The following is a 14,032-nucleotide window of genomic DNA, read 5'->3' on the forward strand; positions in this document are numbered from 1 at the left end:
AGCGATGTCTCAGTAAGCGCGCGTTCCGGATGCTGCCGATCTACAGCGGCGAGAAGGAGACGGAGCGCAGCAGCTTGTTCTCCTGATACTGGACGTTGCCGGTATCGGCACTCTTGCGGCGATAGGCGATCCAGTCGGGATCCTGCTCCATCTCGCCACGTCGCTGCTCGCGCTCGGCTGCGCTGGCGTAGCCCCAGAGGTGCACCACCTGGTTCTGCGGCCCGGTCTCGACGGTTAAGTAGCCGATCGGCTCGCCGAGATAGCGCCGTTGGATCGGGAGACCTTCCTGTTCGTAGAGTTCGAGAAAGGCGTGCAGCCTGCCAGGCACCAGGGTGTAGGTGCGTTGGTCGACGATCATGGCGGGTCTCCGACGGGGAAGAGAGCGATTCGATGCTCGGCGCGGCGATCGAGGTGTGAAGCAGGTATACCCGGACGAGTTGTAGGATGTAATGCAACCTTGGTGGCAGAGCCGGGATTTCGCGTCACGCCACCCCTTCGAGATACTGCGTGCCGCGTTGGCCCGCCCCGGTCCATTCGCTATGCTGGCTTGTCGAAACCGCCACTTCCGATCCCGCCCCTCGCCATGGAGTTGACGATGCCGCGACCCGAGTCTCATGACCTCGACGACGCCTGGTTCGCCGAGCCGGCATTTCCCGATGCGCTCCACGAGGCGCGTGAAACGACCGTGCGTCGTCTTCGAGAAGCGCTGTCCTCCTGTGACGACGAGACGACGGTCGCCCTCTGGCGCGACCTCGACCCGGCTCGGCGCCGGTCGCTGCTGACAACGACGGTGCTGTCGGACTTTGCCCTTGAGACGCTCGCTCATGAGCCGGCGCGGCTGGGGGCGCTGCTCGAGCACGGTGAGCTGGACGCTGCCCTGCCGCGAGAGGCGCTCGAGGCCTTGCTGACGGAATTGTTGAACGCCGCCGACGACGAAGCGGCGCTGCATGCGGAACTGCGACGCTTTCGTCAGCGACGGATGCTCGGCATCGTCTGGCGGGATCTGAACGGGGGCGACATGTGGCAGACGGCGGCGGCGGTCTCGACGCTGGCAGAGGTCTGCGTCGAGGGCGCGCTCGTCTGGCTCGAACGCCACTTCGCCAAACGCTGGGGCGCGCCCCAGCCACGGGAGAATGGCGAGGCGCAGCGGCTGGTGGTCCTCGGGATGGGCAAGCTCGGCGCCGGCGAGCTCAACCTCTCCTCGGACATCGACCTCATCTTCGCCTTCCCCGAAAAGGGCACAAGCCAGAACGGAGAGCGACAGTATGACCATCAGCAGTACTTCACCAAGCTGGGGCAGAAGCTGATCGCGGCGCTGGACGAGATCACTGCCGACGGCTTCGTGTTCCGTGTCGACATGCGGCTGCGTCCCCTCGGCGACGGCGGCCCGCTGGTGGGGAGCTTCAACACTCTCGATGCCTACTATCAGGATCAGGGGCGGGAGTGGGAGCGCTACGCGATGCTCAAGGCGCGGCCCATCGCCGGTGATATCGCCGCCGGGCAGGCGCTGCTCGACTCCCTCAAACCGTTCATCTATCGCAAGTATCTGGATTTCGGGGCGATCGCTTCGCTGCGCGAGATGAAGTCGATGATCCATCGCGAGGTCACGCGGCTCGGGCGTGACGACAACATCAAGCTCGGCCGCGGTGGCATCCGAGAGGTCGAGTTCGTCGTGCAGGCGTTCCAGCTCATTCGTGGCGGGCGCGACACCGAGCTACAGGTCAGCTCGCTACGACGCGCCATGCGCTGTCTGATCGAGCTCGAACTGCTGCCCCAGGCCGTCGTCGACGAGCTGAGTGACGACTACGTCTTCCTGCGCAATCTCGAGCATGCGCTGCAGGCGCAGCACGACCGCCAGACGCAGCAGTTGCCGGCGGATGACACGGATCGGGCGCGGCTGGCGATGGCGCTCGACTTCGATGACTGGGCGGCTCTGACAACCGCGCTGGCAGAGGCGCGAGCGAGGGTGCGTCATCATTTCGATGCGGTTGTCGCCGACCCCGAGGAGAGCGACGACGAAGCCCCGGAGAACGGGGCGCGGGATAGCGGGGGGGACGAGTCGGCGGCCGACGCGCGGGAGCGTGCGCTGATGCACTGGGGGCAGCTCTGGCGTGGCGAGCTCGACGAGTCGACGGGCGAGCAATTGCTGGTGGATGCCGGCTTCACGCTGCCCGAGTCATCCCGGCGTCTGGGCGCCTTTCGCGATTCTCGCGGCGTCCGCGGCATGCAGCGTATCGGCTACGAGCGGCTCGAGGCGGTCATGCCGCTGCTGCTGCAGGCCGCGGCGGAGAGTGATTCGCCGGGCCTGGCGCTCGAGCGGGTACTGCCGCTGATCGAGGCGGTGCTGCGGCGCACTGCCTACCTCTCGCTGCTGCGCGAGAACCCTCGGGTACTGCCGGCGCTGCTCAAGCTCTGTAGCGCCAGTCCCTGGATCGCCGAGCAGCTGGCCCGTCATCCGATCCTGCTCGACGAACTGCTCACCCCGGCAACGCTCTATTCCCCCGCCGACAAGGGGCAGCTGGCGGACGAGCTGCGTCAGGCGCTGGCGCGGGTACCGGAAGACGACGACGAGGGCCTGCTCGAGGTGCTGCGGGTGTTCAAGCAGACTCAGGTGCTGCGCGTTGCCGCCTCTGACGTGGCAGGTGGCAGGGTGCTGATGAAGGTGAGCGACTATCTCACCGCCATCGCCGAGGTGGTGCTGGAGAGCGTACTGCAGATGGCGTGGCGCTCGCTCACGGCACGCTACGGCCGTCCCGCCCCGCGTGACGGCGAGCGCGATGCGGCGTTCACCATCGTCGGTTACGGCAAGCTCGGTGGTATCGAGCTCGGCTATGGATCGGACCTCGACGTCGTCTTTCTCTACGATGCCGCACCCCGGGGCGTCACCGACGGTGCCAAGTCGATCGACAACATGGTCTTCTTCACCCGGCTCGGGCAGCGCATCATCCACCTGCTGACGGCTACCACCCCGAGCGGGACGCTCTACGAGGTCGACCTGCGCCTGCGTCCGTCGGGCAGTGCGGGGCTGCTGGTCTCCTCGCTGGAGGCGTTTGCCGAGTATCAGCGACGCGAGGCGTGGACCTGGGAGCATCAGGCGTTGGTGAGGGCGCGTCCCGTGGCCGGCGACACCGCGCTGGGCGAGCGCTTTGAGGCCGTGCGGGCCGAGATTCTCGGTCAGCGGCGCGACGACGAAGCGCTGCGCCGGGCCGTGATCGAGATGCGCGCCAAAATGCGCGATCACCTGGGTAGCGGCAAGGAGGCGAGGGCCGAGGGACGCTTTCATCTCAAGCAGGACGACGGCGGCCTGGTGGATATCGAGTTCATGAACCAGTATGCGGTGCTGGCCCTGTCGCACGAGACGCCGGCACTGCTGAAGTTCACCGACAACATGCGAATTCTCGATGTGCTGGCCGAGCGCGCGCGGCTGCCGGAAGACGAGGCGCGCGATCTGCAGGCGGCCTATCTCGCCTATCGTGACGCGACGCACCGTGCCGCGCTGGCTAAATCCGGTGGTCTGGTCGACGAGCGTACGTTCGCCACGCATCGTCAGCGGGTTCGTGAACTCTGGGACAAGTGGATGCGCTCGGCGTGATGCGGTGACACGGTAGGTCGCGACATGAAACGGGCGGACGCCCGCGCTATCATTTCGACTTCACGCAGGCTTCATGCGCCTGTCATCGTCGCGTCACATCGAGGTTTGCATGTTGTCTCTCTCTTCGGCGACGGAGCTCGCCCACGGAAACGACCGGGCAGTCTATCGTCATCCGGATCATGTCGATCGCTGCATCAAGGTGGCGCGTTTCCCCGAGCGCGGCAGCGAGCAGAACGCTCGCGAGAAAGCCTACTTCGAGCGGTTAACGAGTCGCGGCATGAGCGACTGGCGCTATGTGCCGGCCTACCATGGCACGCTGCAGACGGATCGCGGCGAGGGGCTGATCTTCGGGCTGGTCTGCGATGCCGGCGGTGGCCTGTCGCAGACGGTGCGAGAGTGGCGGAATCGCGGTGAGACCAGCTGGCTCGAGAGCGTGGCCTTTCGCGATGAACTCGCGCGGCTCTACCGCTATCTGCGCGAGAACTGGATCGTTCCTTCCGACATCAACGATCGCAACATCGTTTGTCAGCGCCGCGCCGACGGCAGCATCCGGCTCTGGCTGATCGACGGTATCTCCAACCCCGACTTTCTTCCGCTGGCCAACGTCTGGCCGTGGTTTGCACGGCAGAAAATCGATCGGCGCATGGCTCGCTTCTTCGGCAAGCTCATCGGCTACGGACTGCTACCGGCCACGAGCCGCAAGTCGATCCTCGCCAGCGTGAAATAGCTCGGTGGGAGGGGGGCGGATTAACCCTGCGTCGAGTGCCCCTGCCGAACCGAAAGGCCCGGCCGTTGCAGAGGCACCGGCCGGGCAGGGTGATGATCGCGTCGCACAGGAATCAGGCGGTTTCGTCGTGGGTCGCGCGCGGGTCGCGGCCGATCGGATGCGGCTCGTTGCGTGCCTTGGCCAGTTCGATCTGGCGTTGACGCTCGCGGGCGCTGGCCCGGGTCTTCTCGGGTAGCGAATCCCAGCAGTGGGGGCAGCTCACGCCCGGCGAGTATTTCTCGGAGGCCTGATCCTGTGCCGAAATCGGTCGACGGCAGGCGTGGCACTGGTCGTACTCGCCCTTGCTCAGGTCGTGGCGTACCGTCACCCGGTTGTCGAAGACGAAGCAGTCGCCGCGCCAGCGGGTCTGCTCTTCCGGCATCTTTTCCAGATAGTTGAGGATGCCCCCCTTCAGGTGGAAGACCTCCTCGAATCCTTCATTGAGCATGAAGCTCGACGCTTTCTCGCAGCGGATGCCCCCGGTGCAGAACATCGCCACTTTCTTGTGCTGGGCGGGGTCGTAGTGCTCGCGGACATACTCCGGGAACTCACGAAACGAGCGGGTTGCCGGATCGACGGCACCCTCGAAGCTGCCGATGGCGACCTCATAGTCGTTGCGGGTATCGATCACCAGCACTTCCGGGTCATCGATCAGTGCGTTCCACGCTTCCGGTTCGACGTAGGTGCCTACCCGGTGGTTGGGGTCGACCTGGTCGACGCCGAGAGTGACGATCTCGCGCTTCAACTTCACCTTGGTACGGTAAAACGGGTGCGTCTCGCAGTAGGACTCCTTGTGGTCCAGTGCGGCGAGGCGCTCGTCGCGTCTGAGCCAGTCGAGCAGCGCGTCGATGGCGTCGCGCGTGCCGGAGACGGTGCCGTTGATGCCTTCGGCGGCGAGCAGCAGCGTGCCCTTGACGTCGAGGCGCTTCATTTCGTCGAGCAGTGGCTCGCGCAGGGACTGGTAATCGTCGAGGGTCACGAAGCGGTACAACGCCGCGACCACGATCGGCTGATCGGTTGAGGACATGCAGTGGCTCCAGGCAGTCGCCCACGTAAAGGGCGGACCGGGTGGGGTACCCATGGGTACCGAGATGAACGCCCGGCATTTTACGCCGCTGGCGGGCGAGGTCCAGCGACGCAGGGTCGCGGCGATCGACGAAGCGTCGATAGATAATGGACATCAAGGTCACAAGCCGTTAAGGATAGCGGCTCATGTCAGCAAGAGTGACGTCGTGACAACGCAAGATAACATCGCGCCGGAAGGCAACCCGGGGCGAGCCTCGAGGCGGGCCATGCTCGCCGCCATGCTGCTATGGGGCAGTTGGTGCTTTCTCGCCAATGCCGAGGCGGTCTGGCCCGTTCGTCTGGGTATCGCGCTCGCGCAGGCACTCGCCAGTGGCGCCATGACCTGGGGCCTGGCACGTGTCGTAGCGCTTGCCATGGCGGGCATCGGTCAGCGACCGGGCATGCGCTGGCTGGTGCCACTCGGCGTCGTCGCGGTGACCGGCAGCGGTCTTTGGCTGTTGCACCGGACGCTGGGGACCCCGGCGTTGGCGCGCACCATTGCGCCGCCCATCGTGGTGGCCTGGAGCTACTGTCAGTGGCTTGCCTGGCAAGCGTCGCGGCACCGTTCGCTCCCCGCCGGTGCCAGCGATGTCGAACGGCCTGCATCATGATGTGGCTCACGCTGTCACCCATCGCCTCAGGGGTGACACTTTCTCAACCTTTTTGCCTCGGTCAGGAGTACTACCGTGCCATCTACCTCCGCCAATCGGCGGCCCATCAAGAGTCGAGATCATCGTCTCGCGCAGCGCACCGCTGCCTGGCTGAATCAGCGTGGCATCACGCCCAATCAGATATCGCTGGCGAGTATCGGCTTCGCCGCGGTGGCCGCACTCATGCTGGTGGCTTGGCGCCATGCCGCCGACGGCATTCAGTGGATTCTGCCGCTGCTGGCGATCCTTGGCATCCAGGGGCGCCTGCTGTGCAATCTGTTCGATGGCATGGTAGCGGTGGAAGGGGGACGCTCGACGCCCGCTGGCGAGCTCTATAACGACATGCCGGACCGGGCGGCTGATGCACTGCTGCTGGTCGCTGCGGGCTATGCCGCCGGCGCGTTCTGGAGTCTCGCCCCCTGGATGGGATGGCTGGCGGCGCTGCTGGCGGTGGTGACGGCCTACGTGCGCGTGTTGGGCGCGTCGATGGGGGCGCCGATGCGTTTTTCCGGGCCGATGGCCAAGCAACACCGCATGGCGTTGCTGAGCGCTGCCTGCCTGCTCAGCGTGTTCGAGCCTGCCTTCTGGCCGAAGGGCTGCGTGCTGCTGTTGGCGGTGACCGTCATCGCCCTCGGCAGTGCCCTGACCGTCGCCCGGCGAACTCGCGACATCCACGCCTACTGTGAGGATCACGCCGCTGATCGGTCAAAGGATGCCGGTGATGTTTGAGATCGCTCCGCACGTCGAGACCGTGATTATCGCAGTACTGGCACTACTCTGTGTCGCCAGCCTGACCCGCGTCTGGCTCGGACAGCGCCATCCGGCTGGGGACGGCCTCGAGCTCAAGCAGCGTATTCGCTCCTGGTGGTGGATGATCGGCCTGCTGTTCGTGGTGCTGCTCCTCAGTCGTAACGCCGGGATTCTCTTCTTTGCCTGTCTCAGCTATCTGGCGCTCAAGGAGTTTTTCTCGATCGTCCCGACAAGACTGGTGGATCGCCGCGTACTGTTTTGGGCCTACCTCGCAATCCCGCTGCAGTACCTGTGGATCTGGCAGGGGTGGTACGGCATGTTCAGCATCTTCGTGCCGGTCTACGTCTTTCTGTTCCTGCCGGTGCGCATGCTACTGCTGGGCGACAGTCAGGGCTTCATCCGCGCGGCGGGGGTGATCCACTGGATGACGATGCTGGCGATTTATTGTCTCAGCCATCTGGCGGCACTGCTGACGCTGCCGGTACTCAATCCGGTAGCGGGCTACCTGGGGCCGGTGTTGTTCGTGCTGTTCATCACCCAGTTCAATGATGTCTGCCAGTACGTGTGGGGCAAGCGCATCGGCAAACGGCCGATTCTGCCTCAGGTCAGCCCCAACAAGACCTGGGGCGGTTTTGTTGGGGGCGGCCTGACGGTCACGCTGTGCGCCGGTCTCGTCGGTCCCTACCTGACCGGCATGACCTGGCCGCTCGCGTTGGCCGCGGGCGCGCTGCTCGCGGTCTGCGGCTTTTTCGGCGATGTGGTGATTTCCGCGGTCAAGCGCGACCTTGGCATCAAGGACACCGGGCAGCTGATACCGGGACATGGCGGGATTCTCGACCGGCTCGACAGCATCATCTACACGGCGCCGATCTTCTTCCATTTCTACCGCTACTTTGCGTATTGAGGGGGCGTCATGCAGCGCTGGCTAAAAGTGCTCTTCTTCCTGCTGATCGTGAAGCCGGTGATCGTGCTCGTCATCGGCCTCAACGTGTTTCAGCGCGAACGTCTGCCTCGGCGGGGGCCTCACGTCCTGGTGGCCAATCACAACAGCCACCTCGACACGCTGGTGCTGATGAGCCTGTTCTCCTGGCGAGACCTGCATCGCGTGCGCCCCGTGGCGGCGGCGGACTATTTTCTCGCCAACCGCTGGCTGGCGTGGTTCTCGACCCATGTACTCGACATCATTCCGATTCGTCGTGACGGCGGCGGTAGCCGTCGAGATGTGATGGCTGACTGCCGCGCGGCGCTGGCGGCGGGGGATATCGTGGTGCTGTTTCCGGAGGGCAGCCGGGGGCGGCCGGAGTCGATGCAGCCTTTGAAAAAGGGCGTGTTTCATCTTCTCAAGGAGAGCCCCCAGATACCGCTGACACCGGTCATGCTGCGCGGGCTGGGGCGGGCGCTACCCAAGGGCGAGGCGCTGTTGGTGCCACGCAACTGCGACGTTGCCGTGGGCGAGCCGATGCGCGTGGGCCGCGATAGCACGGAGTTCATGGCCACCCTGGAGACAGCGTTCGAGATACTGGCGGAGCAGTGCCGCGCCAGCGCCTGGCTCGACGACTGGCAGTGACGCAGCGACCGTGGCCGCGACAGTCGCCGGCCACGAAATCCGCCGGTTTTCATGCGTCGTCCATCCCGCTTAGCGTTCGCGCAGTGGCCGGATCGAACCCAGGCGCTACCTGCAGCCCGCGATAGATCGCCTCGCGCTCGGCGAGTGACTTGTGTTGGCTGGCCTTGCGTGTGCCATCGATGCGCTGGATGACTAGTTCGATGCCGACGATGGCGCCACAGAGCCTCGCGATGAAGTCACTCGGGGCATCGTCGACCGACCAGGGGGACGGCTGGTCGGTCTCGAACCGCGCCGTCAGGCTGTTGAGATGGGCGAGGAGCCAGTCGGCATCCTCGATCCGCTTCACGACGCCGTGGACGTGGACCACCTGGTAGTTCCAGGTGGGAACGACCCGGCCATGTTCACGTTTGGCCGGGTACCAGGTGGGCGTTATATAAGCCTGGGGTCCGTGGAATATCGCCATCGCCTCGATGGCTCCCGCCTCATTCAGACGCTCGGCCAGCGGGTTAGCGCGGGCAATGTGACCCAGAAGGCGCTCGCCGGCGGCGGCCGTTGCACCGAAGTCGCGCAGGAGTGGCAGATGATCGGCGTCGATGCCACCATCCCCATCCGAGGTGATCAGCGTGGCGAAGGGGGCGTCGTCGATGGCCTGGGCGAGAGCCCTGGGATCGCCGATTCGAAACTGGCGGGGTTGGTGCATGGCTCAGTCCCCTGACTCGTGGAGGGTGGCGGCGATCGTCGATAGCGAGCGCCGCTGACGGCCAGCAATATTGAAGTTCTCCGGCGCGAGCCAGGCGCGGTGGATCGCCTGGCGCGCTGGCCAGTCGGCGTCGACGATCGAGAACCAGGCGGTGTCGCGGTTGCGCCCGTTCACCACGCGATGCTGGCGAAAGATCCCTTCGAAGCGGAATCCCAGCCGCTCGGCGGCGCGCCGTGAGGCAGCATTCAGCGCGTCACACTTCCACTCCACCCGGCGATAGCCCAGCGCGAAGGCGTGATCGATCAGCAGCATCAGCGCCTCGCTGGCGAGTGCCGTTCGTGCCAGCCGGGGCGAGAAATTGAGATGGCCAATCTCCAGACTGGCGTTGGCTTGATCGATTCGCAGATAGGTCGCCATGCCCAGCGCGACGCCTTCAGTGTCGACGATGGCGAAGGCGAGCGGGTCGCTGCCGGCCCCCATCCCGGCAAGCCAGGTGAGGCAGCCCGGCTCGTCGGCGAACGGCCTGCCACCGAGATAGGTCCAGCGGGCACCGGCATCGGTATCTTCGGGAATCCCGGGATCGGGCTGCTGCCAGACTCGCCATAGCGACGGGCCGTGACGGTCGGCGTCGAGCGGCTCCAGTCGCCCGAAACGGCCGTTCAGCGTGACCGCGGCCGGCGCCGGTGGCGCCTGCCAACTGTCGATGGCGTTTCCCACCGGCTGGCCGTAGCGATTGGTCGTTTCGTTCACGGTGCCACCCCGCAGCCACAGCGCGCGATCTCGTCCGGCTGCAGCGCGCCGGGTTCCTCGCCGGTCGCCACGGGGTGGCCATCGCGCTGCCAGAAGTCCAGCCCACCCAGCAGCTCCTTGACCCGCAGCCCGGCGCTCGCCAGCTTGAACGCGCCGCGGGTCGAGCCATTGCAGCCGATGCCGTCGCAGTAGCAGACGTAGACGCGATCCGTGGCGAGCGTGGCGAGGCGCGCCGGTGTCATCTCGACGTGGGGCAGGCTGTGGGCGCCGGGGATGTGGCCGGCGGCATAGTGCGACGGTGAGCGGGTGTCGATGACGACCAACGTCTCGACGCCGGCGGCGAGATCCACCGCCAGATCCGAGGCATCCGTATGCAGTGCGAGCTTTTCGGCCATGGCCGCAGCCATGACGTCCGGGGCGGCGGGCGGGGTGTCGAGAACACGGGAAACAGGGTTCATGGCAAGCTCCTGGCGGCGTCGACGGTAGCGTTGAAAGCGGTGCCGAGCGTGGTGCTGAAAGTGGCGTTGAGAGTGGGGCGGAGCATGGTGCGGCGCGTGGCGTTGAAAGATTCCGTCGGGGGCGAGTCGCGGTGGCTCGGCGCCAGGTTCATACGCTCAGCAGGTAGGTATCGAATGCGGCATCGCGTTGCCAACCGAGCGCCTCGTAGCGCGATTTGGCGGCGGCGTTGCCGACCTGGGTGCGCAGCATCAGTTTGGGAACCTGACGGCTGGCGGCGAGTTCGCGGGCGCTCTCGAGCAGCGCCGTGCCGACCCCACATCGGCGAGCCGCGGGTTCGACGTAGAGGTCGTTGAGTATCCAGCGCGGCGCGAGATCGGTGGTCGAAGGTACCGGGAAGAGTTGCGCAAATCCCAAAGCCCGCTTGTCCTCGGCGGCGTCATCGAACGCGAGAAGGATCTCGGCGTCGTCGTTTGCCAGTCGGGCCTGCATGAAGTCGCGCACGCCTTCGATATCCCGGGATTTGCCGTAAAAACGGCGATAGGCGTCGACCAGCGGGACCAGGGTGTCGAGATCGTCTCGATCGGCGGGGCGAGTCATTATCATCGGGCACTCCCTCGAATGAACAGTGTTGATCCATCACACCGCCCGCCCTTCGAGAACGAGGCTGGTGTCGATCACAGATTGCCGCGATAGTGGTTCTGCAGTAAGAGCCAATTTCAGACAAATAGGGGGAACCGGTGATGGAAGCCAGCGATGCCAGGCTCTGGATCATCGAGGCGCTGGGGATGCGACTCGCCGAGCCCGCTGGCGACACGCTGTCGCAGCGCCTCTACGCCGAGCTGCGCGCGCTGATTCAGCAGCGTCGGCTGACGCCGGGCAGCGTCCTGCCGTCGTCGCGTCAGTTAGCCACTGCCCTCGGCGTCGGGCGCAATACGGTGCTGGCCGCCGTCGACCGACTGATCGCGGAAGGATTTCTACTGTCACGGCCAGGAGCCGGCGTTTTCGTCGCTCACTGGCAGCCGATGGCGGAGGCTCTGGACGCCGGCGACGTGCCGGTGTCACGGCTGTCGCGTCGCGGTATGCGGATTCTCGATTTCAGCGCCACGCTCAGCGAGCGGCATGCCGCTTTCGCCCCCGGAGTGCCGGCACTCGACTGCCTGCCGCGGGAGCGCTGGCAGCGGTTGTTGCGGCGCCACCAGCAGCGGGCCCCGGCAGGTTGGTTCGACTACACGACCGAGGGCGGCTTGCCGGCGCTGCGCGAAGCGCTCTGCGACTATCTGCGACTGTCGCGGTCGGTGCGTTGCGATCCCGGGCGGATCGTGATCACTCAGGGCGCGCAGCAGGGCTTTGAGCTGATTGCCCGTCTACTGGCCGACGTCGGCGATAGCGTCTGGATCGAGGAGCCCGGCTACGGCGGGGCCCAGGCGTGCTTTCACTCGGCGGGGCTCGCGATGACGCCGGTGCCGGTGGACGAGGCGGGAATGGACGTGGCATCGCTGCCAACGGATACGCCCACGCCTCGACTGATCTATGTCACGCCGTCACACCAGTATCCCCGCGGCGTCACGCTCTCGCTGCCACGGCGAACGGCACTGCTCGAACTGGCCCAGCGTCACGACGCCTGGATCGTCGAGGACGACTACGACAGCGAGTTTCGCTACGCCAGTGCGCCCATCGCGGCCATGCAGGGGCTGCGGGAGGACGCCCGCGTAATCTATGTCGGCACCTTCAGCAAAGTGCTGTATCCGGGCATGCGACTGGGCTATCTGGTGCTGCCGCCGGCGCTGGTCGACCCCTTTCGCCGCGCCAACGCGCGGCTCCATCGCGAGGGTCAGTATGTGGTGCAGGCGGCTCTGGCCGACTTCATCGCCGAGGGCCATTTCGTTCGTCACGTCGCCAGAATGCGTGAGCGCTACCGTCAGCGTCAGGCGCGGCTGCGAGACGCGCTCGCGCCGGCGGTCGCCGCGGGGCTGTCGCTCTCGTCGGGGCAGGCGGGCATGCATCTAGTGGCAAGACTCGATTCGGTCGAACTGGAAGGTGCGCTGGTGACGCGGGCGCGCGAGGCAGGCGTTCAGCTCTCACCGCTATCGCGTTTCTATCTGCAAGCGCCGGGTGAGCCAGGGCTGGTGCTCGGCTACGCGGCGGCGAGTGAGGCGCAGATCGATACCGCCGGGGCGTGGCTCAGTGACGCCTGGTTCGAGTGGGTTGGCAAACGCTGACCGCCGATGGATTCAGGCATCGGCATCCTGGTCGTCGTCAGCGGGACCGCGGCGCGATGCCTGTCGGTCCCGCTCGCTGCGACGGGAAGCGTCAGCGGCTTGGCGACCGGTGGCGTGGCGATGTCGCTGCCGAGCGGCGTTCTCATTCTCGTCACGAGAGTCCTCGCCGTCCTCTTCAGTGTCGTCGGCCTTGCCTCGGCCAGAGTGATCGTCGCGGCTCGATTCATTATCGTCGGCCCGTTCTTCATCGCGGCGTGAGTTCTCGTCGCGAGTCGTCCGGCGCTCGATCCCGTCCGGGAAATAGAGACGGGAAGCGGGAATCGCCGGCTGGGCGCCGTGGTCATGGATGATGTCGCGGATCTTGAGCAGGATATCCTGTTTGATTTCGTGGAATCGCTGCCAGTCGGTCTCGTGCGTAAAGGCGTAAACCATGATGTCCAGCGAGTACTGGCCGAAGGTGACGAAGTTGACGGTCACCAGCTCGTCCTGATCGATCTCTTCGTGATCGAGCAGCGTATCGCGAATGGCCTTGACGATCGCCTCCAGCGAAAGGGCGTCCTCGTATCGAATCCCGATGGTTTCCCAGAGGCGACGGCTGACCATGCGCGTCGGTGTTTCCACCGAGATCTGACTGAACCAGGCGTTGGGAATATAGAGCGGTGGCCCGGAGAACGTGCGCACCGTGGTCAGACGCCAGCCGATATCCTCGACCATGCCTTCGATCTCGCGCTCGGGAGAGCGAACCCAGTCGCCGACGACGAAGGGCTTGTCCAGGTGAACCACCATGCCGCCGAAGAAGTTGGCCATGACGTCACGCGCGGCGAAACCGATGACCAGCCCGCCGAAGCCGCCCATGGCGAGGATGCTCGACATGGCGACGCCGAGTACCTGAAGGCCGATCAGTGTCAGGGTGATCAGCAGCACAGCACCCACGATCTTGGTCAGCGCGGAGGCCGAGGTCCGATCCACTGGCTTGGCCTTGCATTGCGCCGGCGGAAAGGTCAGGCGCTGCTCCAGGCGTCGAAAGAGGCGTACCCCACCCCAGGCAACGAGGATGAGCGTGGTTAGGGCGCCAACCTTGTAGAGCGCCGATGTGAGCTGGCCGATGCCGAAATGTGCCCCCAGCGTGCCCACGGCGACAAACAGCGCCGTCAGCCAGACCCACCAGCGCAGCGGTAGCCGCAGCCCGTGGAGGATGGGGTCGTCCCATCGCCGCGGTGAGGATTGCAGGCGTCGGTCCAGTCGGCCCAGGGTGAAGTGCAGGACGAGATCGAGGATCGCGGCGAAGATCAGGACCGATAGCGGCAGTAGAATCCAGCCGGGCACGTTGAGCCACTCACCGAATTGCTGTTGAAGAGCGTTGAAGAACTGCGTCGCGCTATCGGGGGTTTCCATGGGCTTGACCGAGTGGCAGAAGAGAGCGAAAAGGGCGGTGAGTGACAGCGGTGGCGACTCGACCGGGATGACCGTGGTCAGCCTAGCCGGGGCCATCTCCCCGCGCCAGTCGGCAGCCG

14 protein-coding genes are annotated in these 14,032 nt (G+C 65.6%); 7 read left to right on the forward strand and 7 right to left on the reverse strand.

Going from position 1 to position 14,032, the window contains the following annotated elements; all coding sequences use genetic code 11:
• Positions 1–40 precede the first annotated feature (40 nt).
• Positions 41–358 (reverse strand): NIPSNAP family protein, encoded by a 318-nt coding sequence (locus DOM41_RS08660; RefSeq protein WP_110686417.1) that lies wholly within the window; start codon positions 356–358, stop codon positions 41–43.
• A 237-nt stretch (positions 359–595) separates the two neighbouring features.
• Between DOM41_RS08660 and glnE the strand changes: the two genes are divergently transcribed.
• Entirely contained in the window at positions 596–3,592 is a 2,997-nt protein-coding gene (glnE, locus tag DOM41_RS08665; protein WP_110686418.1) for a bifunctional [glutamate--ammonia ligase]-adenylyl-L-tyrosine phosphorylase/[glutamate--ammonia-ligase] adenylyltransferase, read from the forward strand.
• Positions 3,593–3,701: 109 nt separating this feature from the next.
• On the forward strand, positions 3,702–4,319 hold the full coding sequence (locus DOM41_RS08670; RefSeq protein WP_157956892.1) for a YrbL family protein: 618 nt from the start codon (positions 3,702–3,704) through the stop codon (positions 4,317–4,319).
• 112 nt (positions 4,320–4,431) lie between these two features.
• On the opposite strand, the gene trhO is transcribed toward DOM41_RS08670, so the two are convergent.
• Positions 4,432–5,385, reverse strand: a complete 954-nt coding sequence (gene trhO / locus DOM41_RS08675) for an oxygen-dependent tRNA uridine(34) hydroxylase TrhO (RefSeq protein ID WP_110686420.1) — start codon at positions 5,383–5,385, stop codon at positions 4,432–4,434.
• 205 nt (positions 5,386–5,590) lie between these two features.
• Between trhO and DOM41_RS08680 the strand changes: the two genes are divergently transcribed.
• From DOM41_RS08680 to DOM41_RS08695, 4 genes are all read left to right on the forward strand, one after another.
• Positions 5,591–6,034, forward strand: coding sequence for a hypothetical protein (locus tag DOM41_RS08680; RefSeq protein ID WP_157956893.1), 444 nt, complete (start codon positions 5,591–5,593; stop codon positions 6,032–6,034).
• Between the two features lie 75 nt (positions 6,035–6,109).
• Positions 6,110–6,802 carry a CDP-alcohol phosphatidyltransferase family protein gene (locus DOM41_RS08685; protein WP_110686422.1) on the forward strand — a complete coding sequence of 231 codons (693 nt, stop codon included), beginning with the start codon at positions 6,110–6,112 and terminating at the stop codon, positions 6,800–6,802.
• Positions 6,795–7,727 (forward strand): phosphatidate cytidylyltransferase, encoded by a 933-nt coding sequence (locus DOM41_RS08690; protein ID WP_110686423.1) that lies wholly within the window; start codon positions 6,795–6,797, stop codon positions 7,725–7,727. Before DOM41_RS08685 ends, DOM41_RS08690 begins: the two co-directional genes overlap by 8 nt.
• Positions 7,728–7,736: 9 nt before the next feature.
• On the forward strand, positions 7,737–8,390 hold the full coding sequence (locus DOM41_RS08695) for a lysophospholipid acyltransferase family protein (protein WP_110686424.1): 654 nt from the start codon (positions 7,737–7,739) through the stop codon (positions 8,388–8,390).
• Positions 8,391–8,439: 49 nt separating this feature from the next.
• On the opposite strand, the gene DOM41_RS08700 is transcribed toward DOM41_RS08695, so the two are convergent.
• From DOM41_RS08700 to DOM41_RS08715, 4 genes are all read right to left on the reverse strand, one after another.
• Positions 8,440–9,090, reverse strand: a complete 651-nt coding sequence (locus DOM41_RS08700) for an FMN-binding negative transcriptional regulator (RefSeq protein ID WP_110686425.1) — start codon at positions 9,088–9,090, stop codon at positions 8,440–8,442.
• A gap of 3 nt (positions 9,091–9,093) precedes the next feature.
• Entirely contained in the window at positions 9,094–9,840 is a 747-nt protein-coding gene (locus tag DOM41_RS08705) for a GNAT family N-acetyltransferase (protein WP_110686426.1), read from the reverse strand.
• Positions 9,837–10,298: a rhodanese-like domain-containing protein gene (locus DOM41_RS08710; RefSeq protein ID WP_110686427.1), complete on the reverse strand. Its 462-nt coding sequence runs from the start codon at positions 10,296–10,298 to the stop codon at positions 9,837–9,839. The genes DOM41_RS08705 and DOM41_RS08710 overlap by 4 nt, the downstream gene beginning before the upstream one ends.
• A 148-nt stretch (positions 10,299–10,446) precedes the next feature.
• Positions 10,447–10,902 carry a GNAT family N-acetyltransferase gene (locus DOM41_RS08715; RefSeq protein WP_110686428.1) on the reverse strand — a complete coding sequence of 152 codons (456 nt, stop codon included), beginning with the start codon at positions 10,900–10,902 and terminating at the stop codon, positions 10,447–10,449.
• Positions 10,903–11,039: 137 nt separating this feature from the next.
• On the opposite strand from DOM41_RS08715, the gene pdxR reads away from it, so the two are divergent.
• Positions 11,040–12,518, forward strand: coding sequence for a MocR-like pyridoxine biosynthesis transcription factor PdxR (gene pdxR, locus DOM41_RS08720; protein WP_110686429.1), 1,479 nt, complete (start codon positions 11,040–11,042; stop codon positions 12,516–12,518).
• 12 nt (positions 12,519–12,530) lie between these two features.
• Here the strand turns inward: pdxR and DOM41_RS08725 are convergent, their stop codons facing one another.
• Positions 12,531–14,009, reverse strand: a complete 1,479-nt coding sequence (locus tag DOM41_RS08725) for a mechanosensitive ion channel family protein (protein WP_110686430.1) — start codon at positions 14,007–14,009, stop codon at positions 12,531–12,533.
• Between the last annotated feature and the right edge of the window lie 23 nt (positions 14,010–14,032).

Source organism: Salinicola aestuarinus (genome assembly GCF_003206645.1).
GTDB classification, from domain to species: Bacteria; Pseudomonadota; Gammaproteobacteria; order Pseudomonadales; family Halomonadaceae; genus Salinicola; species Salinicola aestuarinus.